Source organism: Roseburia sp. 499, from assembly GCF_001940225.2.
Lineage (GTDB): Bacteria > Bacillota > Clostridia > Lachnospirales > Lachnospiraceae > Petralouisia.
Window position 1 is genome coordinate 2,742,355 of the sequence record NZ_CP135164.1, and the last position, 21,468, is coordinate 2,763,822.

Annotated in this window: 25 protein-coding genes and 1 riboswitch; of the genes, 4 read left to right on the forward strand and 21 right to left on the reverse strand. The window is 38.5% G+C overall.

Going from position 1 to position 21,468, the window contains the following annotated elements:
• Position 1 precedes the first annotated feature (1 nt).
• Both BIV20_RS13415 and BIV20_RS13420 read right to left on the reverse strand, forming a co-directional pair.
• Positions 2–691 (reverse strand): response regulator transcription factor, encoded by a 690-nt coding sequence (locus BIV20_RS13415; RefSeq protein WP_075721160.1) that lies wholly within the window; start codon positions 689–691, stop codon positions 2–4.
• Positions 688–2,169 (reverse strand): sensor histidine kinase, encoded by a 1,482-nt coding sequence (locus BIV20_RS13420; protein ID WP_075721284.1) that lies wholly within the window; start codon positions 2,167–2,169, stop codon positions 688–690. The genes BIV20_RS13415 and BIV20_RS13420 overlap by 4 nt, the downstream gene beginning before the upstream one ends.
• 205 nt (positions 2,170–2,374) lie before the next feature.
• Here BIV20_RS13420 and BIV20_RS13425 point away from each other — a divergent pair, with 205 nt between their 5' ends.
• Positions 2,375–2,848 (forward strand): hypothetical protein, encoded by a 474-nt coding sequence (locus tag BIV20_RS13425; protein ID WP_075721159.1) that lies wholly within the window; start codon positions 2,375–2,377, stop codon positions 2,846–2,848.
• A gap of 54 nt (positions 2,849–2,902) precedes the next feature.
• Here BIV20_RS13425 and BIV20_RS13430 read toward each other — a convergent pair whose 3' ends face one another.
• Positions 2,903–3,994 (reverse strand): HD-GYP domain-containing protein, encoded by a 1,092-nt coding sequence (locus BIV20_RS13430; protein ID WP_075721158.1) that lies wholly within the window; start codon positions 3,992–3,994, stop codon positions 2,903–2,905.
• 177 nt (positions 3,995–4,171) lie between these two features.
• Positions 4,172–4,268, forward strand: a riboswitch (SAM riboswitch).
• A gap of 150 nt (positions 4,269–4,418) precedes the next feature.
• Between BIV20_RS13430 and metK the strand changes: the two genes are divergently transcribed.
• Positions 4,419–5,606: a methionine adenosyltransferase gene (gene metK / locus BIV20_RS13435; protein ID WP_075721157.1), complete on the forward strand. Its 1,188-nt coding sequence runs from the start codon at positions 4,419–4,421 to the stop codon at positions 5,604–5,606.
• 75 nt (positions 5,607–5,681) lie between these two features.
• On the opposite strand, the gene BIV20_RS13440 is transcribed toward metK, so the two are convergent.
• The 11 genes from BIV20_RS13440 to BIV20_RS13490 form a co-directional block, all read right to left on the reverse strand.
• Complete coding sequence (locus BIV20_RS13440) at positions 5,682–6,974, reverse strand: UDP-N-acetylglucosamine 1-carboxyvinyltransferase (RefSeq protein ID WP_075721156.1); 1,293 nt, start codon at positions 6,972–6,974, stop codon at positions 5,682–5,684.
• Positions 6,975–7,221: 247 nt separating this feature from the next.
• Positions 7,222–7,725 (reverse strand): shikimate kinase, encoded by a 504-nt coding sequence (locus BIV20_RS13445; RefSeq protein ID WP_075721155.1) that lies wholly within the window; start codon positions 7,723–7,725, stop codon positions 7,222–7,224.
• A 147-nt stretch (positions 7,726–7,872) separates the two neighbouring features.
• A complete protein-coding gene (locus tag BIV20_RS13450) occupies positions 7,873–8,673 on the reverse strand; it encodes an ABC transporter permease (RefSeq protein WP_083655227.1) in 801 nt (266 codons plus the stop codon).
• A 1-nt stretch (position 8,674) separates the two neighbouring features.
• Entirely contained in the window at positions 8,675–9,493 is an 819-nt protein-coding gene (locus BIV20_RS13455; RefSeq protein ID WP_075721154.1) for an ABC transporter permease, read from the reverse strand.
• Complete coding sequence (locus BIV20_RS13460; protein ID WP_075721153.1) at positions 9,490–10,512, reverse strand: ABC transporter ATP-binding protein; 1,023 nt, start codon at positions 10,510–10,512, stop codon at positions 9,490–9,492. Before BIV20_RS13460 ends, BIV20_RS13455 begins: the two co-directional genes overlap by 4 nt.
• A gap of 15 nt (positions 10,513–10,527) precedes the next feature.
• Entirely contained in the window at positions 10,528–11,520 is a 993-nt protein-coding gene (gene rsgA / locus BIV20_RS13465) for a ribosome small subunit-dependent GTPase A (protein ID WP_075721152.1), read from the reverse strand.
• 332 nt (positions 11,521–11,852) lie between these two features.
• Entirely contained in the window at positions 11,853–12,755 is a 903-nt protein-coding gene (pfkB, locus tag BIV20_RS13470; RefSeq protein ID WP_075721151.1) for a 1-phosphofructokinase, read from the reverse strand.
• Between the two features lie 20 nt (positions 12,756–12,775).
• Positions 12,776–14,218, reverse strand: a complete 1,443-nt coding sequence (locus BIV20_RS13475) for a deoxyguanosinetriphosphate triphosphohydrolase (RefSeq protein ID WP_075721150.1) — start codon at positions 14,216–14,218, stop codon at positions 12,776–12,778.
• A 2-nt stretch (positions 14,219–14,220) separates the two neighbouring features.
• A complete protein-coding gene (locus BIV20_RS13480) occupies positions 14,221–14,604 on the reverse strand; it encodes a DUF3783 domain-containing protein (protein WP_075721149.1) in 384 nt (127 codons plus the stop codon).
• A gap of 14 nt (positions 14,605–14,618) precedes the next feature.
• On the reverse strand, positions 14,619–15,329 hold the full coding sequence (locus BIV20_RS13485) for a LiaF transmembrane domain-containing protein (RefSeq protein WP_075721148.1): 711 nt from the start codon (positions 15,327–15,329) through the stop codon (positions 14,619–14,621).
• The gene (locus tag BIV20_RS13490) at positions 15,326–15,787 is read right to left on the reverse strand and encodes a LytTR family DNA-binding domain-containing protein (protein WP_075721147.1); all 462 of its coding nucleotides are present in this window, start codon (positions 15,785–15,787) and stop codon (positions 15,326–15,328) included. The genes BIV20_RS13485 and BIV20_RS13490 overlap by 4 nt, the downstream gene beginning before the upstream one ends.
• Before the next feature lie 168 nt (positions 15,788–15,955).
• Between BIV20_RS13490 and BIV20_RS13495 the strand changes: the two genes are divergently transcribed.
• The gene (locus BIV20_RS13495; RefSeq protein ID WP_075721146.1) at positions 15,956–16,825 is read left to right on the forward strand and encodes a dipicolinate synthase subunit DpsA; all 870 of its coding nucleotides are present in this window, start codon (positions 15,956–15,958) and stop codon (positions 16,823–16,825) included.
• The gene (locus BIV20_RS13500) at positions 16,815–17,408 is read left to right on the forward strand and encodes a dipicolinate synthase subunit B (RefSeq protein ID WP_075721145.1); all 594 of its coding nucleotides are present in this window, start codon (positions 16,815–16,817) and stop codon (positions 17,406–17,408) included. The genes BIV20_RS13495 and BIV20_RS13500 overlap by 11 nt, the downstream gene beginning before the upstream one ends.
• Here the strand turns inward: BIV20_RS13500 and BIV20_RS13505 are convergent.
• From BIV20_RS13505 to BIV20_RS13535, 7 genes are all read right to left on the reverse strand, one after another.
• Complete coding sequence (locus tag BIV20_RS13505) at positions 17,405–18,352, reverse strand: glycoside hydrolase family 25 protein (protein ID WP_075721144.1); 948 nt, start codon at positions 18,350–18,352, stop codon at positions 17,405–17,407. The two genes, BIV20_RS13500 and BIV20_RS13505, sit on opposite strands and share 4 nt — an antisense overlap.
• Before the next feature lie 15 nt (positions 18,353–18,367).
• Positions 18,368–19,126: a hypothetical protein gene (locus BIV20_RS13510; protein WP_075721143.1), complete on the reverse strand. Its 759-nt coding sequence runs from the start codon at positions 19,124–19,126 to the stop codon at positions 18,368–18,370.
• A gap of 190 nt (positions 19,127–19,316) precedes the next feature.
• Positions 19,317–19,595 carry a DUF4160 domain-containing protein gene (locus BIV20_RS13515; RefSeq protein WP_075721142.1) on the reverse strand — a complete coding sequence of 93 codons (279 nt, stop codon included), beginning with the start codon at positions 19,593–19,595 and terminating at the stop codon, positions 19,317–19,319.
• Positions 19,588–19,857 (reverse strand): hypothetical protein, encoded by a 270-nt coding sequence (locus BIV20_RS13520; protein WP_075721141.1) that lies wholly within the window; start codon positions 19,855–19,857, stop codon positions 19,588–19,590. The genes BIV20_RS13515 and BIV20_RS13520 overlap by 8 nt, the downstream gene beginning before the upstream one ends.
• A gap of 95 nt (positions 19,858–19,952) precedes the next feature.
• A complete protein-coding gene (locus tag BIV20_RS13525; RefSeq protein ID WP_075721140.1) occupies positions 19,953–20,720 on the reverse strand; it encodes an EFR1 family ferrodoxin in 768 nt (255 codons plus the stop codon).
• Complete coding sequence (locus tag BIV20_RS13530; RefSeq protein ID WP_075721139.1) at positions 20,717–20,980, reverse strand: transporter suffix domain-containing protein; 264 nt, start codon at positions 20,978–20,980, stop codon at positions 20,717–20,719. Before BIV20_RS13530 ends, BIV20_RS13525 begins: the two co-directional genes overlap by 4 nt.
• 6 nt (positions 20,981–20,986) lie before the next feature.
• Positions 20,987–21,424: a MarR family winged helix-turn-helix transcriptional regulator gene (locus BIV20_RS13535; RefSeq protein WP_075721138.1), complete on the reverse strand. Its 438-nt coding sequence runs from the start codon at positions 21,422–21,424 to the stop codon at positions 20,987–20,989.
• Positions 21,425–21,468 lie beyond the last annotated feature (44 nt).

A 21,468-nucleotide genomic window follows, 5' to 3' on the forward strand; every position in this document is an offset into this window, starting at 1 on the left:
ATCACACCTTGAACCGATATCCTACACCCCAGATTGTCTCGATATATTGTGGTTTTGCTGTATTAAACTCGATTTTTTCACGAATCTTTTTTATATGCACTGTAACTGTTGCAATGTCTCCTACCGATTCCAAATCCCATATTTCGCTAAATAATTCTTCTTTCGTAAACACTCTGTTGGGATTCTGCGCCAAAAAGGCCAACAAATCAAATTCTTTGGTCGTAAACTGCTTCTCTTCCTCATTGACCCACACTCTTCTTGCCGTTTTATCAATCTTCAGGCCACGAATCTCAATGATATCATTATCCTTTACATTGCTATTAATTAATCTTTCATACCGTGAAAGATGTGCCTTCACTCTTGCCACCAGCTCACTTGGCGAAAATGGTTTGGTAATATAGTCATCTGCCCCTAATCCCAGACCGCGTATCTTATCTATATCATCCTTTTTGGCTGATACCATAAGAATTGGTGTATTTTTGGCCTCGCGAATTCTCTTGCATATCTCAAACCCATCCACGCCCGGTAACATCAAATCCAAAATATACATATCGAATTCTTCGCTTAATGCTCTTGCAAGTCCTCTGTTTCCATCGTTTTCGATTTCAACCTCAAACCCACTCAATTCCAGATAATCTTTTTCCAAGTCTGCAATTGCCACTTCATCTTCAATAATCAATACTTTACTCAATTTATAACCTCCTGATATTTTCGTATTACAAAGTACATAATCGTTCCAGAGCCTTCCTTACTGTTCGCCCATATTTTGCCCCCATGATCCTCTATAATCTTCCTTACAATAGAAAGGCCGATTCCACTGCCACCGGTGGCAGAATTACGCGAAGCGTCTGTCCGATAAAATCGGTCAAAAATATACGGTAAATCCTTTGCTGCGATGCCTTTTCCGTTATCCTCTAATTCTACCTGGATAAAATCACCTACATCTCGAATGCGAATATTAATAAAACCTTGTCGCTTGTCCAAATATTTAACAGAATTACTAATAATATTGTTGATTACTCTGCGCAACTGCTCCGGATCTGCAATAATCTGTACATCCGCATCTACATAATCGATATAAGTAAGCTTGATGTTTTCTGCTTCCAGTTCCACCCCTACTTCTTCTACACAGTCATTAAAATAATCCGCCACATTAATCCGCTTAAAATTATAAGGAATCTTATTTGCATCTATCTTAGAATACAAGGTCAACTCATTGATTAATGTATCCATCTCGTTTGCCTTATTATATATAGTCCGAATATACTTGTCCTGTTTTTCCGGTGTATCCGCTACCCCATCGATAATTCCTTCTACATATCCCTTAATAGCAGTAATCGGAGTCTTCAAATCATGGGAAATATTGCTAATTAATACTTTACTCTCTTTTTCACTGGCAATCTTCTCCTCCGCAGACTCTTTCAGCCGCAAACGCATATCCTCAAAGTTACGGCATAACTCTCCAATCTCATCATTTCCCTCTGCCTCAATCGTAAAATCCAGATTCCCCGCCTTAATATTCTGTGCTGCACCTTGGAGCTTCCGAATCGGATTAATAATTCCCCGATAAATCCAGATTGTCAACATTCCACCGGTAAATATCAGAATCAAAATAACCGATATTCCCATATCAATTACCATCTTCTTCACTTCGGGAACAATCTTCTCCATACTGGTAACAATGAATGCCGTTCCTTCACTGTCATCGGAATAGGTAAAATCAATCTGTTTTAGCAGTACCTGGGCTTCTCCCTCTATATAGATCCCAGATGCACTTTCTGCTGATTCATTGGCATATTCCGGCAACTTTTCCGATACCTCCGGATTTATATCTTTCCCATATATGATATTGTCTTCTTTCCGAACAATCAGATAAGAATACTTTCCTGCAAGTTCCTGATTTATTTTTTCCAGATACGCCTGCTCCTCCAGCTTCTCCGGTTCTTCCTTCGCAACCTTCTGCAACGCTTCATAATCTGCTTTTGTAAAATGACTTAATACCTTAATGGAATTTGTCAGATACTCATACGCGCCGCCATCTATATTATATGCCTGCCGGACTGTTCGCATCTGAAACTCTCCAAACCCCCAGATAGTAGCTCCTGCCAATAACACAGGCACAAATATGATAATGCAAAAAGAAATGATCAATCTGGTTCTAAGTTTCATAAAAAATCCTTTCTTTCCATTTTTGTATTTTAATATCATTATATCAATGTTTTCGATAAAATCCTATGCAATTTTTCTAAACTTTTATAAAAAATGTATAAACTGCCAAAATATAAACTTTTTATAAACAATGTAGAAAAAGCATCCTTTTTGTCATTCAAATATGCTATACTGTGAATATATATACCAACAGGAGGATGAACCTATGAATCTAAAAAATTCCAGATTTGAATGGGTGTGTAAAAAAACAGAATCTACCGGCCAGAAATTTCTACGCCTTGTTGCTCAATGGGGCTGTATCCTTTTTGGTTTTCTGACTCTGCTTTTTATGTATTATATTCCTTTTCTTATTGTTACAGTTATCTGTGCGATTGCCTGGTTTGTATTATTCCGCAATCGCAAAACAGAATACGAATTTGATTATTTATCCGGAGACCTGGCTATTTTCAAAATATCTAACGGTATTCGCAGAAAAAAGAAATTCACTTGTAACTTGGATAACATTCAGTATATAAAAAAGGGAATCGATAATCAAAATTCTGTCAAAAAATTCTACTTTGACCCGGAACTCGTATATAGTGTGCAGGTATCTATTCCAGACGGAACCTATACACTGCTCATCGAAACAGACGAACGCTTTCTTCAAATACTGGACCAAGAACAAAAATTACGTAAATAATACAGAAGCCTTATGACATCAATCAACTGTCATAAGGCTTTTATATTTTCAATATTATATAATCTTTGTGATAGAAAGGTCGGTATGCTGTGTTAAATCCATAATCTTTCCATCATCCATCTGAATCATCGGTTGTGTCAAATGACTCGAATTAATCATAACAATTGTGCCACTCTGCCCATTACTTAACAATACTCTGTTGTGCTGATAAGAGTTGGCTATATGACTCAAAAATGTAAGAATATACTGCGGATGATACTTCTGCAATCCTTCCTTTTCAAACGCGTCAATTACCTGGAACGGACACAACGGTGCACGATAGGAACGTGCTGCTGTCATAGCATCATATACATCTGCAATCGCTATAATCTGTGCAAAAGAATCAATCTCATCATCTTTCAATCCCTGAGGATAACCACTTCCGTCGCAACGTTCATGGTGCTGCAATGCCGCACGTTTTACACGAACATCTAAAGGAAGATCTTTTAATATCTTATATCCCAGTAATGTATGCTGTTGCACTCTTGCATACTCTTCATCTGTATATTTTCCCGGTTTATTCAATAATTCCGCAGGCAATACTGTTTTGCCAATATCATGCAAAATTCCACACAGTGTAATCATTTCCAGGTCTTCTTTTGAAAAATGCAACCATTCTCCCAATGTTCTGGCTATCAATGCTACATTCATACTGTGGGCATAAATACTATCATCAATCTGGCGCATATTATGCAACATATCCAATAATCCCATGGTAGTAGATGCCTTGGACAGCAATTCTGAAGCTCCTGCTAAAAGTCCATCTGTATTTACTGTCCCATCCGACTGACAGATAGTAGCAAAAGAATCCTTTACCATCCCCAGATTCTTAGTATAATCAATCTGAAAGTTCATAAATTCCGGTCGACGTTTCACCTGCTGTGAATAAGAGGTTCTTGGAATAAATACCTGTTCTTCCGATGACTTCTCTTCTGTCGTTTTTTCTTCTTCTACTCCTGCTGATGTAATACCGTAAAAAAATAATCGTGATATCAATGCTGTTGTTAACATCGTTCCTTCTTCTATAATAAGTTGTCCACGATTACTATACACCGGCTTTGCTGTTTTCATTCCCGGACGCAGGTCCTCCACGGCGTATGTTTTCATTCTCCAATTCCCCCTATCACGCAGTCTAAAACTGCATAATAACTACTCAATATACATTTTAGTATAAAAATAAAAGTTATCTTTGTCAATAGTTTCCAGTATTTTACCCTTGACTTTGTATATCAAACGTAGTATGTTATCTATAGAAGATTTGAAAATTCCATATTGTATAAATTTCTCTTATTCAGAGTGGTGGAGGTACATAGGACCTGTGAAGCCACGGCAACCCCTATTCGGAAGGTGCCAACCTGAGCGAGCAATCGAACAATAAGAGGATTTGATTATCTTTATTAACTATCGAGTCCGCTTATTTTAAGCGGATTTTTTTATATCATAGGAAAGACCTTGTTGCATTAAAGTACGAAAGAATATGACTTCCTTATGATATAAAAAACGTTCTTATACAAAAAGGAGGAAACAACAAATGGAAAAAAGATTATTTACATCTGAATCCGTAACAGAAGGACATCCTGACAAAGTCTGCGATGCAGTATCCGATGCAATCTTAGACGCGTTAATGGAACAAGACCCTATGAGCCGTGTGGCATGTGAAACTGCTGCCTGCACCGGTTTCGTATTAGTAACAGGTGAAATTACTACCAGCGCTTATGTAGATATTCCTAAAATTGTGCGTGACACCGTAAAGGAAATCGGCTATGACCGTTCCGAATATGGATTTGACGGAAATACATGTGCTGTATTTACTGCTATTGACGAACAATCTTCCGATATCGCAATGGGTGTAGACAAGGCTCTGGAAGCAAAGGAAAACAAAATGTCTGATGCAGAACTGGAAGCTATTGGTGCCGGAGACCAGGGTATGATGTTCGGTTATGCAACCAACGAAACACCGGAACTGATGCCATACCCAATTTCTCTGGCTCACAAATTATCACGCCAGCTGACTAAAGTTCGCAAAGACGGTACTTTAAAATATTTAAGACCAGATGGAAAAACTCAGGTTTCCGTAGAATATGATGAAAATGATAAGCCAATCCGCTTAGAAGCAGTTGTATTATCTACTCAGCATGACCCGGATGTAACCCAGGAACAGATTCACGCTGACATCAAAAAATATGTATTTGACCCAATTCTTCCAGCTGAACTGATTGACGATAATACCAAGTTCTTCATCAATCCAACCGGACGTTTTGTAATTGGTGGACCTCACGGAGATGCAGGTCTTACCGGACGTAAGATTATCGTAGATACATACGGCGGATATGCACGTCACGGCGGCGGAGCTTTTTCCGGAAAAGACTGCACTAAGGTAGACCGTTCCGCAGCTTACGCAGCACGTTATGTTGCTAAAAATATCGTTGCTGCCGGACTTGCTGATAAGTGTGAAATTCAGCTTTCTTATGCAATCGGTGTTGCACAGCCTACCTCCATCATGGTTGATACCTTTGGAACAGGCAAAGTTTCTGACGAGAAGTTAGTAGACATCATCCGCGAAAACTTTGATTTGCGTCCAGCCGGAATTATCAAGATGTTAGACTTAAGAAGACCAATTTACAAGCAGACTGCTGCTTATGGTCACTTTGGACGTAATGATTTAAATCTTCCATGGGAAGCAACAGATAAAGTAGATTTGTTGAAAAAATACTTATAAAATAATTCTTTTAGATTATCAACAGAGGCAGTTGCTAAAGCAACTGCCTCTGTTCTATACATTCGATATACGATTCTAACCTACCTTCAGTTGAAACTTCTGAATCTCCTTCTCAGAACTTACACGTTCCATCTGTGCTCCCAGACTTGCAAGCTTTTCTTCAAAGGCTTCATAGCCACGCTGAATATAATGAATATCATCTACTACGGTAATTCCTTCTGCGGAAAGTCCTGCAATTACCAATGCTGCTCCCGCTCTCAAATCCGGTGCACTTACTCTCGCTCCGGTATATCCTTCTACACCATTAATAATGGCAATATTACTCTCCACTTTAATATCTGCTCCCATACGGGTCAATTCATCTACATATTTAAAACGATTTTCAAAAATACTTTCTGTTACCGTACTGGTTCCCTGTGCAATACCTAATACCACGGACATCTGCGGCTGCATATCTGTTGGGAATCCCGGATATGGAAGTGTCGTAACCTGTGTATGGCGCAATGGTTTAGATGCCACTACACGTACTGCATCATCAAATTCTTCAACTTCACATCCTATTTCCAACAACTTAGCAGTAGTTGCTTCCAAATGCTTTGGAATTACATTTTTAACTGTAACATCACCCTTTGTCGCTGCTGCCGCAAACATAAAGGTTCCTGCCTCAATCTGATCCGGAATAATGGAGTATTCTGTTTTATGAAGCTTCTCTACTCCGGAAATACGAATCACATCTGTTCCTGCACCACGAATATTAGCTCCCATGCTGTTAAGGAAGTTGGCTACGTCTACGACATGTGGCTCTTTTGCTGCATTTTCAATAATCGTTTTTCCTTCTGCCATGGACGCTGCCATCATAATATTAATAGTAGCACCTACGGATACCTTATCCAAATAAATATGGCTTCCTACCAATTTTTCTGCCTCTGCCGCTACCGCACCATTACGAATCTCTACATTGGCTCCCAAAGCACGGAATCCCTTAATATGCAAGTCCATAGGACGACTTCCAATATTACAGCCACCAGGAAGTGTTACTTCCGCCCTCTTATATTTACCAAGTAAAGATCCTAGCAAATAATAGGATGCACGTATCTTCTTCATGGAATCATAATCCACCGGTACATCCTTTACAAAAGCTCCATTAATCTTTACTGTATGCGCATCTATTCTATCTATCTTCGCTCCAATGTCCCCCATTGCCTGAAGCAAAGCATTTATATCCCGTACATCGGGTAAATTATCTATTGTCACGGTCTCATCCGTCATAATTGCCGCTGCAAGAATTGCCAACGCAGCATTCTTCGCTCCGCCAATTTCCACTTCTCCAACTAACGGATTGCCTCCCTTAATAACATATTGTTCCATATCGCACCTCTATGCTTCATTTTTCGTACAAAAAGTTATTATAGTAATACGGTCCTTTCCTGTCAAGGACTTGCCAAAAAATCTTTATGTATTATTATAACATACTTTGCCAATTTGTAAATGCTTGCTTTCCTATGCTTTTAAGGCCTCTATTTGTCTTTATTGTATGCCAAAATTCTCTTTCGGTGTATGTCCTACCGTTTCTCCGGAAAGCACTTGTTTATTAGTATAAGCTTTTTTCTTCAAATCATTCTGCTTTTTTTAACTCTTCTACTATTCTCTGAATTGTTTCTTCCACATTTAAATCTGTTTCATCCACAATCACATCTGCATATTTTTCGTACAGAACTACCCTTTCTTCATACAAATCATGTAGGGTTTGTCCATCTCTTAACACCACGCCACGTCCCTGAATATTATGAAGACGCTTTTCCAACTGTTCATAGGGAAGTTTCAGGTAAACCACGGTTCCAATCTCTTTTAAATGCTCCATGGCCTCCTTTCCATATACTACACTTCCTCCTGTTGCTATAACAGACTGTTCTACATCAATACTTGCATTGACACGATTTTCTATTTCAATAAATCCATCTGTTCCTTCGTCTCTGATAATTTCATGCAAGAGGCGTTTTTCTTCCTCCTGAATCACGAGATCTGCATCAAGGAACTGATATCCCAATACTTTTGCAAGAATAACGCCTGCCGTGCTCTTTCCTACACCAGGCATTCCGATTAAAACAATATTTTTCATAATTGCTCCTATTATCCTCTAAATTACTACAAGCAAAAGCACCTCACAAAAACCATATGGTTTCTGAGGTGCTTTGCACACTTTTTTTATTTTATCATACTTTTTTCATCATGCCTACTATTTTTTCTTTAAATCTTTGTATTTCCTTTAATTTCCAGCACTTTCATATACACTCAGTCCCTTTTGAAACAAAGCATACGCAATTACCCAGAATACTGCTGCAATTCCACATTCGATTCCAATGACTGCCGCTGTACTTCCACTAATAAGAAAATACTTCGCCGGTAGATATGCCACAAAGGCAAATGGTATTACCCAGGTAATAACGAAACGAATTCCTTTTGCATAGATTTCAGTCGGATATTTCGCAAAATCCGCCATTTCATAAGCAGCCTGAAGAAATGGTCCACTTATTTTCACCCAAAAAGCAATGGATGCAAAAAATAGCTTAATCGATGTATAAATCACAGCTCCCGCCAATATGGAAACCACAAACATCAGAACATGAAATCCATCTACCGCAACTACTCCCTTAGAAATAGAATAAACCACCAAAATACTTCCCACCAGAAGTTCTCCTACGGCATCCGGCTGTAATTTCTCGCTGATGACTTGAAAGAAAACATTCATAGGGCGCAACATATAACGGTCAAATTCTCCATTTACCACAGTATGCCATGCTACCATCCAGATATTATCTGTAAACAAATGGTCAATTCCCCTTGGAATCTGAGCAAATCCGTAAATAAAAATTAACTGGTTCAGCGTCCACCCATTCAAGCTTGGAATCTGCTGAAATACCAAAAACAAAAATACGATTCCAAATATCTGGGTAAGAAAAAATCCCAACAATCCCATAAAAAAGTCTACTTTTGACTGTAGAATCACTTTAAAAAACTGTGATATTAGTATGCGGTACAACCGCAGATATCTTTTTATTGTCTTCATATTATCCTCCCAATACTACCAGACGACTAGTAACTTTCTTCCATATCAGACTTCCCAAAGCATACAACAGAACTACCCAGACTGCCTGACGTAACAACACAAATCCCAACTCACTTCCGGAATATTTTCCCAGATATATCATAACGGGTGTATATATCATAGAAGAAAATGGTAGAAAATCAAACACCTTCTGCACTCCTGCCGGAAAGAAACTGAGCGGAATCAACTGTCCCGTTAGAAAACTTAACAGTGCTTCCTTCGCCATTAACATACCAAATATGTAAGTAGTAAAAAATGCTATCATACCAAAGCAAAAATCAAACAGCACAAAAATCAAAAAACTCATTGCCGCGCTTATGATATAAGTCAGAATGGTAAGAATTCCCGTTACCTTCATTCCAAGCACTTGTACCTTATATATTTCCAGCCCGATCCATATGATGACACCCGGAAATAGAAAACGATAAATCATATCTCCCATTGCCCTTGCAATCAGACTCATGCGGTAATCAATAGGCTTGATTAAATTCATAGATACCGTACCTTTTACAATATCTTCACTAACCCAATCCGAAATCGAAATGGTAACAATAGTGCTTGTTACATAGGTCATAAAGATATAAACTACCATTTCATTTTGCGTCAATCCTCCCAGCACTGCGCTTTCAGAACTTCCATACACCGCCATCCACAGATAGTAACTAATAAAAGAACCAAAGGTGCTGATAAGGATAAACAGATAAAACGCTCCTTTATATGCCATCTGCCGTTTCAATTCATTGATGGAAAAAGGCGCATAAATCTTTATCGCTTTTCTCATTTGTTTTCCTCCCCATTTTCGTGACGGTAAATCGCTTTTACTATCTCCGCCAGTTCTGTTTCCTGTATCTGCACATCCTTGACCTCTGTAAGCTCCATAATACGGGATAATATCTGTGGAACCTGTATCTGATGCTTGTCAAACATTACCAGACAGGTGTTATTTTCTCGATCAAGTTCCAGACTACACTGTTCCGTTGTAGTGCCAAATTCCTGTGCCAGATTTAACTCCTGCAATTTTTCTACAGATTTTACTTCCATAGTAACCGTCCGCATCGTTCCATATTCTTCTTTTAAATCTATGAGGGAACCATCGTAAATCTTCTTTCCTTCATCAATAATGATAATTCTACTGCATAATTCTTCAATATCCTCAATATCATGAGTCGTCAAAATAACCGTTGTATTATACTTCTGATTAATCTCACGGATTGCATCCCTGATATTATCCTTTACTACCAGATCCAATCCAATCGTTGGCTCATCTAAGTAAAGTACCTTAGGATTATGCAATAATGCTGCCCCCAAATCGGCACGCATACGCTGTCCCAAGGACAATGTACGAACCGGTGAATGAAAAAACTTATCAAGCTCCAATACACGGTTCAAAAATTCCATTCGTTCCTGATAATCCTCATCTGAGACATTATAAATCTCCTTCAAAATAGCAAAAGACTCACTTAACGGTAAATCCCACCACAACTGGGTTCGCTGCCCAAATACAACTCCGATATTCTGTGCATTTGCTTTTCGATTCTTACTGGGATTCACTCCATTTACCAAACATTCCCCATCGGTTGGATTCAGAATTCCCGTCATCATTTTAATGGTGGTTGACTTCCCTGCCCCATTACTCCCTATGTACCCTACAATTTCTCCATCTGCAATAGAAAAGGAAATTCCTTTCACTGCATTCTTTACTACTTTTTCATTTGAAAATAATCCCTTTATCGCACCCTTAAGTCCCGGATACTTTTTGGCAGACACAAAGTCCTTTGAAATATTTTTTACCTCAATCATATACTTCTCCTTCTCTTATACATTACTGCTCTCTATACTATCATACTTATTCTTATAGTGCAAACATTTGTTCTTTTTTTGTTGTCGTTTTTCTGCAAGCTGATTTCGGGCCGCCCTCATCCGATTTTCTTTTTCCAGCTTTTGATAACGAATCCAACGTTTTTTATCAAGACTTCCATCTTCTAATGCCGCATGCACTGCGCATCCCGGCTCATTCCCATGGCTGCAATTCGAAAAACGACACCTCGAAATCAACTCTTCAATTTCTGAAAAAGCCTGACTCATCCCATCCTGGGCTTCCCAAATTCCAAGTTCCCGCATTCCGGGTGTATCAATGATTATCGCTCCCTGTGGTAATTCTATCATTTGCCTGTGAGTAGTGGTATGTTTTCCCTTATCATCCGCCAGACGAATCTCGCCCGTTTCCATAACTTCTTCTCCGGCTAAAACATTAACCAAGGTGGACTTTCCAACTCCTGAAGAACCTAGAAGCACAACACTTTTTCCCACTTTTAAATATGCCTGTACCTCTTCCATCCCTTTTCCTGTAACAGAACTCACTGCGTGAATATCAACCCCAGGTGCTATTTTTTCCACCTGCATCATTTTTTCCTGCAAATCTTCACACAAATCTGCCTTTGTAAGAATCACTACCGGAGTTCCTCCACTTTGCCATGCTTGCGCCAGATAACGCTCCAATCTATCCAGATTAAAATTCTGATTAAGCGACATAACCAGAAAAACATAATCAAAATTTGCAGCAACTACCTGTTCTCCCATACCAACATCAGGGTCCTGTCTGGAAAAATATGATTTACGCTCCAGTGTTTTCGTTATCATACTATCTCCATTTGGATAAAATTGAAGTTCTACTCTATCTCCTACTGTTGGAAATTTTTCTGTTCCCTGATTATAATAAACTCCACTTTTTAACCTTGCATATAATTTTTGTTCTTCTGTTTTTACTTCGTACCGTTCTCTATGTACTGCAATTACAATCCCGTTCATTCATTTCTCCTTTAAAATCGGGCATAAAAATACCATAGCATGCAGCCTGAATGACAGATGCTATGGTATTTTCTAAAAAAGGGTACAAAAAAAGACACACCCAATGCGTCTTGCTTCAATCAAAAATATAGCATGATTCATAAAGGATACAAAACCGGCACCTACGCCCATTATTTAGTTATCAGTTACCTCTCTTCTATTAACGAACATACGCATTTCCTCCTTTACAAATATTTAGAGCAGATAAGTCTAATACTCATCCGCTCCACTAGTTTAACATTGAGACTATAGATGTGTCAACACTAAATTATCTTAAAATTGTTTTAATTGTTTTAAAATTGTTTTAAAATTTCTTCCACTTCCGCTTTGGTTGCCAAACGTTCTGAAAATGCACTTGCACTTCCCGTTGCTATTCCCATACGGAAAGCTTCTTCGTATTCTCCCGTAGTAAGGAATCCCGCAAGAAATCCTGCCACCATGGAATCTCCTGCTCCCACAGAATTCACTACCTTTCCCTTTGGTGCCGGACTTTGTCTTACTTCTCCATCTTCAGATATCAGAATCGCCCCATCTCCCGCCAAGGAAATCAATACATTTCGAGCCCCCATTTCTTGTAACTTCCTTGCATAAATAATAATGGTGTCATTACCATCCATAGGGACATGAAAAATTTCTTCCAACTCATGGTTATTGGGCTTAATCAAAAACGGGTGATATTTCAATACGTTTAACAGTAAATCTCCCGTAGCATCCACTGCCACTTTCATTTTCTTTTTCGCTACCCGTTCCATAATCAATTCATAACCGGAAGTCGGCATACTGCCCGGAATACTTCCAGCCAATACCAATACATCCTCAGATGTCATAGCATCCAATTTTTGGTACAGTTGTTCCAATGCTTCCTTGGAAATCTCAGGCCCCTGCCCGTTAATCTCTGTTTCCTCCTTGGCCCGAAGTTTTATATTAATACGAGACGTTCCATCCGGAATCCTTATAAAATCCGTATGACATCCCCAGCGCTGTAATGCCTGCTCAATTTCCATTCCGGTAAATCCTGCCGTAAATCCAAGAGCCGTACTTTCCATCCCAAGATTTTTAAGCACCAGAGAAACATTGATTCCCTTTCCGCCTGGGTATATCAATTCCTTTGAAGTTCGATTTACCTTTCCCAAAATAAAATCATCTACACTTACGATATAATCCAAAGATGGATTAAATGTAACAGTATATATCATCTCTATCTCCTCGTTTTTCTCTAGTCAATTCCCTTTAGTTCCTGATACAGGCGTTTCGCATAACTATCTGTCATACCACAAATATGATCTGTCACCAATAACAACCGCAGATACAGTTTTTCCTCTTCACTTACATCTTGAGAAAAATGACGATAAATTGCAATATAATTATCGGAAACTAACGCCATCATTTTTTGCTGTACATCTGTCAGTTCCCGTTCCGTATCAAAATAAATTGCCGCATCTGTAAATTTGTCTAATAAGAAATCAAAAATAGACTGTGCTGCTATCTCCAATTTCAGAATAGGCTTCGTCTGAAAAGCATAGCGGAATGCAATATCTCCCAGCGCTTTCATCATATATTCCCCGTCTGTACCGAAAAACAAATCTTCTCCGCTCGCACCATACGTTCCATTCATAATTTCCTCATAATGTTCTATGAAACAATTGGTTGCAGCATTTATCATCCATCCCTGCACAAATATAATCCAGTTCTGAACTGCATTACTTTTCGCATTCTGAAGTCCACGTTTCTGTGCTCGATCATACTTGGATTTTAAGCTTTCCACCATTTTATGAAAAGCCTCTTTTCGGCTGTCTTCTGTTATTTTTTCTTCTGCAAGCCCTAATTCTTCTACTAATTGTTCATATGTAATACATCCCTTTTTCACAGCATCTTCAATATCTGCTGTTTTATAAGCAATATCGTCTGCTGCTTCCAACACAAAAGCCAATGGATGACGATTTCCATTGGTTCCAAGGCTTTGCTGCAAATCTTCGAATAATTCCCGTTCTGCATAATAATAGCCCATTTTTTTGTTTTTAATGTGAGGTGTGGCTTTTATCTCCAAAGAAGATACCGGATATTTTATAATTGTCCCCAGCAATGCTTTTGTAAGATTCATACCATTCTCATCCACAAGATAATGAAGTTTCGTTACCAGCCGTAGCGCTTGCGTATTTCCTTCAAAATGATAAAAATCCTGCTTCATCTGCTCTTTTAACATCTCGCTTACCGGCACCGGTCTTTCCATTTCCGGTAATTGAAACATTTTCTTAGGGAGATTTTCTCGAAACCAGTCACGAATCGCAGTTTCCCCAAAATGTCCAAATGGCGGATTGCCAATATCGTGCAAAAGCCCGGCACACTGCAAAATATCACAGATGTACCCTTGATATTCCGGCAAAAATCCTTCATCCTTCTGCTCTTTTAAAATCCGCTGGCTGATATTCTGTCCCAAAGACTTTCCGAAGGAGGATACTTCCATGGAATGTGTCAATCTGGTTCGAATAAAATCACTCTTATCCAGCGGAAACACCTGCGTCTTATCCTGAAGTCTACGAAAAGACGCACTTCCAATAATGCGATGATAATCCTTTTCATATTCAGAACGCAAATCATTCGATCCATTCTTCTTAAAACTGCGCATACGTTCCTCACAAAGCAGTTGTTTCCATTCCATGCTTATTCCCCCTTCCCATGCATTTTTTCATGTTCCTCTTTGATTTCTTTGAAAAGCTGTACCGGATTCCAATGCTGATTGGTTGGTGTCATAGACGCCTTATATGGAATACTTCCCGCACCACTTCTTCGAAGTGCCTTTAATACCATATCGATTCTGGCACTGGTAAGTCCTGCCATTACCAACATTTCACCTTCTAACTCTTCTCCCTCATATTCCCCTTCGGAAGGAGAAATCTCTTTATTTCCTGCCAGATATCCAATGGGCTGCAGGTAATCCTTTTTCTCTATTTCTTTTATCTTTAACTTCAAAGGGAATAAGGCCCTTGTGACCTTATTCCGCTTCTCTCTGTCTGTAAAATTGAACAACAGTACAGTTTCTCTCATATCTGCCTCTTTCTTTAAATGTAATAGATTTCCAGTGCTCCAAAGGACACATCTCCATTTATCATCAATACATTTTCATCACTCATGGAACAAGTTCCATGTTCTTTACAGCCACCAAAGGAACTATCCAAATTCATAACTACCTTCCAAGACTTTGGAATATATAACTTCATATCTCCAAAAGAAACATCTACACTTACAGCTGCTCTTCCTCCGTCTAAGATTGCATTATCAAAATATACCATTAAGCTACCAAAACTACTCTCTAAATCTGCTTTTTTAAAGTTCGTGCTATTAATATACTTGGTTGCAGAACTAAAACTTACCTCACAGCGTACCCATTCATCACTTTCTTCATCTATAATATCTTTGTATGTCTCGTTGTCCCATTCGAAGTGTTTCTCACATTTCCAATTTCTTTTTTTTTCCTTAAAAATCATGTTAAGTCCAATGGTTCCACATAATGCTGCTGCTAATACAGGCCATGGAGTCAGATTTTCAATTCCTAATGGCTCATCATAAAGAATACATAAGAATGCTAAACTGAACAAAATTCCTCCAAAGCTTCTGTGAAAAATGCCGTCAATCAATGCCCCTGCTATTATAATTGTAAAAATTACTGTAACAATACTGATTCCTTCAAAATATCCTAACTTATTTACAAGAATAAATACTGCACCAAGGATAAATAATAGTCCCCAAAAAATATTTTTTCCTTTTCTCATAACTTTTTCCTCTTTTCTGCCAGTCTTTCCACCAGCGGTTTATAGTAATTTCTGGATACATAAATCTGTTTGTGGCTGTGCACAAATTCCACAACACTGGATGCGGTCAGATTCCGGGTAATAGAATAAATCGGTTCAAGATTAACAATTGCAGACTTTGAAATTCGCATAAAGGAACCGGGAAGTAATTCTTCTAATTCGTACAACTTATATTCCGTTTCCAGCATCTTGTCTCTGGTATGGGCAAATACCGTTTTATTTTCCGTTTCAAAAAATAGAATTTCTTCTAAAGGCAGATAATATTCGGTATCACCATTTTTCAAAGCTATTTGTTGTTTTCCTCTGGTCTGTTCCATGATTGCAGCCTGTATTTTTAAAATCTGTTCATCCATTCTGCTACATCGGATTACAACCTCTTCTTCCTGCAATTCTTCTTCAATCTCGATTCTGACTTTCATCACTCGTTCCTCCCATGAGACCATTATAGCAAGCCCTTAAAAGATGTAAATAGAAAAATACCAAGTGGTTTGTTTTCCAAACCAACAGGTAAATTTTTCATCCCAAAATTTCACTATTCTGTTTCCATTGCATATTATGTTAAGAACCACGCAGTTTGGAGGAACCCTATGTCAATATCGCAGATTACCATTTTGGGCGGTGACCTTCGTCAAGCCTATGCTGCAGAGTATCTCTCTCTTTGCGGTTATCAGATTACTTGCTTTCAAACACCGGATTTCCCTTATAACAGTAACATATACCTTGGAGAATCTTTGAAACAAGCCCTAGATACCCAGGTTCTCTTCCTGCCCACACCTTTTTCCCAGGATGGCGTTCATCTGTTTCAGAAAAATTCATCCTCTCCCCCTATTACAATCGAAAAATTGTTTCAACAAATTTCCCAGCATATGATCGTTTTTCACAATGGTATCCCTCTCCCCCTTCAGGAACAGTTGAAGGCACGGGACTGTAGACTGTATTCTCTTTCCGACTCCTCAGAATTTACGGAAATAAATGCACGGCTCACTGCAGAAGGACTTCTTTCAGAGGTTATCCGTTACACGCCTTTTTCTCTGCAAAACACCGCTACTTTGTTATTGGGATATGGCAAATGCGGAAACGCCATTGGTCCACTGTTTTCTGCCTTGGGCACGCGTGTTTACGTACTGGAACGTGAAGTCGCAAAACAGCTACAAGCTGAAGAAAATGGGTTATTAGCGCTTTCTGATTCTGAAAAAACTACAATCCTTCCACACTGTGACCTGGTCATCAATACCATCCCGCAACAAGTACTAAGTGAACAGGAATTGAAACTTTTACCCGGAGACTGCCATATCTTCGACATTGCTTCCGCCCCATTCGGCTTCTCTGCAGATATTACTGTTACATTCTCTCTGCCCTGTTTTCGCCTGCCGGGACTTCCCGGAAAGTTCCATCCAAAGACAGCAGGTATTACAGCCGGCAAAGCCATAGAAAGGATGATACATCATGATTTATAATTTTCAAGGCAAATCCATCGGAATTGGATTTACCGGTTCTTTCTGTACTTACGAAAAAGTTTTTCACGCGTTAGAAGAACTAAAACAAACAGGAGCCAGCCTTCTTCCGGTATTTTCGGTTCATGCTGCTACATTAGATTCACGCTTTGGAACCAGTCTTGAATTTCTGGAGCGCGCACGAAAATTAACAGGAAAAGACCCTATTACTACGATTCCACAAGCAGAACCTATCGGCCCAAAAGGTCTTATGGATATTATGGTCATTGCTCCTTGCACCGGAAACACTCTTTCCAAGTTAGCAAACGGTATCTCCGATACCCCTGTGCTAATGGCCGCCAAATCACACCTTCGAAATAATCGTCCTCTGGTTATCTCTCTTTCCACCAATGACGCTCTGGGCATGAACCTGAAAAATATCGGTATTCTCCTAAATACAAAAAATATCTATTTTGTTCCCTTTGGACAGGACAATTTTAAGGCAAAACCGAACTCCATGACCGCCTTTACGGAACTTCTGCCGGAAACCATTGCACATGCCTTGAATCATCAACAGATTCAGCCCGTTATCCGAAGTCCGCACTAGTCTTTGGGAAACCAGATATTAAGGTCTACATTCCCCTCGATTCCATCTACCTGCCCTGTTTCTGTGTACTGCCACATTTCAAAGGTATATGGATACAGGGGATTTTCCTGATAATCTGCATACCATATGGAATAATCGCCAAGACGCTCTAACTGTAATTTAGTCGTAAGCCATTTTGCATTGGCATAAATCATTGGTTCATATCCGTATTCCTTAATCTTTTCGCAAAAGGCAATGGTAATATCTGTAAGCTCCTCCGGCTTTATATTGTCCGTTCTTGCCGCATCTCCTTTTATTTTTTCCGTGTCAAAAGCAACAGGACAAGTCAACTCATATTCCTTACACTCTTGATATACAAAGTCTGCTTCTTCCCTTGCCTCTTCTTCACTTACTGCCTGGGAAAAGAAATAAACGCCCGTGTCCAGCCCTGCTGCCTGTGCTTCCTGTATGTACTGGTGAAACTTTTCATCCACCACAAGTTTTCCTTCTTCACTGTAGCCACGGAATCCCAAACGAAGCATAACAAAATCAATTCCAGAGTTTTTTACTTTTGCCCAATCAATATCACCCTGAAAATAAGATACATCTATACCAATTCGTGATACCTTCCCTTCTCCATCAATATAGTATTTGTATCCATCCTTTTCATGAAGATTATTCCAATCGTAAATATGATTGGGAACATTTGCAAGATAAGGAACCTGCATATAGCCATCTTCAATATCATAAATCAACAACGGACTTGCTGTTCCTGCCTCTTTCTGTTTCTCCGTTTTCTCTACCGATTCTCCACCTGTTTTTACAGATTCCTCTGCGGAAGAAACATTTGTTTCTTCTCTCTTTTCTCCCTCTTCTTTCGTAAAAATTTCCTTCCCCATAAAGATTCCGGTTACCAATGCAAATAACGCTATTCCGGACATTAACATTGCATATTTTTTCCTCATAGACACCCTCTGATTCTATTCTCCCTGCTTCACTTCTTTTGCCAGCGAAACAATATCTGCAATCTCTTCCTCCGGAATCTTGGTATATTCGGCAAGCTGACGAATGGACGGTTCTGTTCCAAGCTCTTTTGCCAACGCTTCCTTTGCCTCATGCACCAAGCTTACCTTAGCAAGAATAGAATTCTCCTGCTCTCCTTCTCCGCTTTCTCCGTCTACATATTCTTCAATGGATTTTTTTACTAACTGTTCTAATGCATTTTTCGGATCTGACTCTTTCTTTCCCAAAAGAGATTGTAATCCCATCAAAAGACCAATATTTCCCTCCTGTACCATATCATCCAACAGTACATCATCTACATTATATTCTGAAGCAATCTCTACTACCTTTTTCAACCACTGGTTAGAAATCTCTGCTATTACCTGTTCTTCACCGTTTGCTAGTCTTTCATACAGTACAGCCTCCTGCGCTTCGCTTATCTTTGGTATATCACCAAGCTCATCTAAATACATCTGAAAACGAGGAGAAACCTGTTTTTCCTCTGAGGAATCTTCCTTCTTGGATTCTTCTACTACTTCCGGTTCTGTTTCTTCAGTGGAGCTATTTTCCTCCTGCGGGTGCAATAAATACTGGTATACCATTTCTTCCTGTTCCTTGGTCAACTCCATATCCTTGAAGTAAGTCTGTATCTCTTCCTTTGATAAAGGCGTAAGAGAGGTTCTTGCCACCTCCTGTACGGAATGAAGTGTTTCCATAAATGCTATTTTGTCTAACATAAATCTATTTCCTTTTCTTTCTATTTTTGCATAAACGCTCTTTATTATTATATTTCATCTTGTTTGAAAACATGTCCTAATTCTATCATAAAAAGGGGGATTTTTCCATAAAAAGCTAGTCACAACCCAAACATATAAAATCTATTTTAAAAAGAAGGTAACAAATTACACATATTCGTTACCTTCCACTTTAGCAATAAAATTTTATTTCATCTACCAAGAAGAATTTTTTCCACTCTGAACAAATCAAAAAAAACTGTGCTGCCACAAAATCCAACAATTCATTTAACTCTTTCGTTGGAATATTACTTCCGTTATTAGCCAATATACAACCACCAGCTTTTGTGAGCCAGACCTTTGTTCCATTGGAAGCAGGCTTTCCCTTGGTTATATGAACATGAATTGGTTCTCCATTTTCATTTGACCAAAAATATATTTTATATCCTGCAACAGTAAATAAATTAGGCAATATTGATTCCTCCATTTGCTGCATATTTATATAACAGATGTGCATTGTTTTGTAATAGTTGTTCAAAAACATGTATCTCTTCGTCAGAGTAACCTTCTCTAAAAATCCATTTATAATCAGGAAGTTCACACCTAGCAGAATCAAATCCATTCTCTGTTGGACGCTCAAAATTTACTACTACCTTTTGTCTGCCATCCTCTTCAATAATTTGGGAATGCACAATCTCCGTTTCATCGGCTAAAGTCATATATGGGTACATCATAACACATTACCTCCTCATTTACTTTCTTTCTATTCTTATTATACTATCCTTTCCTCTAAAAAAAAATCATATTTTTTAATGTCTATTATCTTTCTTTAACTAATGAATTTTTCTAAATTTTCTCCAAAAACATATCTACTTCGCTTTATCGTTCCTTTCCCATGCTGCACTGCCTGCCTTGGGCAACTATGGATACACTTTAAACAAAAAGAACAATTCTCTTTCCACACCGGTTTATTATTTTCCATAACAATAGCCTGACACGGACAATTTTTCTCGCAATATCCACATCCTGTACATTCTTCTGTTACATAAAATTTTTTTCTATGATCTGTACATTTATATGCCTTATGAACAATTGGTTTTATAGTTGTTCCAATTATATCTCCTATTTTTGTTTGCTTTTGTTCCTCTATATCATGAATGATTTTTTCTGTCTTTGCTCTTGCTTTTTGACAAATTTCCTCCTGTTTTTCTTTTCCTGCAATATCATAACCCACCACATAATTGTCTACCATCTTGACTTCATAGGTTGCATCCAAATACATATCTTTTTTTAATAAAAGTTTTTCTAAATCCTTAAGACCATTATGCGCTTCCAGTCCATAAGTAGAAACTCCATAAATATAATTGTTATCTTTCACCTTTATCTTCATTTTCCGTACAAACTCTTCCACCAGCATCGGCATCCCCCACCAATAAATTGGAAAAACAAAGCCTAAATTTTCCCCTTCTCTCAATATGTATTCTGTGTTCTTGTTTATTTCAGACTTGGTTATGTTAATTGTTATATCGTTAGTTGCATCCCCAATTGCTTTTGCTACATACTGAGAATTTCCTGTTCCGCTAAAATAAAAAATCATGACTTTTTACCTTTCTTACATATAATGTGTTTAAAACTTATTTTCTCTTTCAACGCGTCCATAAGACTTTTACCCAAAAGTGCTCCGCCTGCATAAAATAAAATCTCACTACTCCCCCACATTACAGCTGTAATTCCCGTAATCACACAAGCAGAAAGTGGTAAACACACATTGAACGGCAATAGGGCAAACAAAACACAAGAAACTATAACCATTCCTAATCCCACTTTTTGGATTCCTGTATATTTTTTATTTTTCATCTTATGTTACTCCTTCTTTTCTTCCATTTTTTCCACTAACATCTGTAATACATTTTCTATAAATTGTTGTTCTTCTTTTGTTTTGCAAAAATTCCCTATCGCTTCTGTTACACCACGATACACCTCCCGATCCCCATTCAGAATATCCTTCCCCTTTTGTGTCAGTGATACAAAATATACCCTCTTGTCCTCTTCTGACTGATTTTTTACAACTAATCCCATATTACACAGCTTTCGTACAATCGCTGTGACTCCCGGCTTTGTAAGATTTAGTGCTGATGCTATCGTGGAAAAATTAGGTTCTCCCAAGGATTCGATTACATACAAATAATAATAATCATTATTGGTAAACTTACTCTGTTCTGTCTCGCCCAGTGTTTTACCCAAATTACGAATGCATTCTCCCCATAGTAAATTAACCAGAAGCGCAAACTTTTCCTCCATACTTTCCGCCTTTCCTTTTCGTTAACTATATTTAATTAAATTAT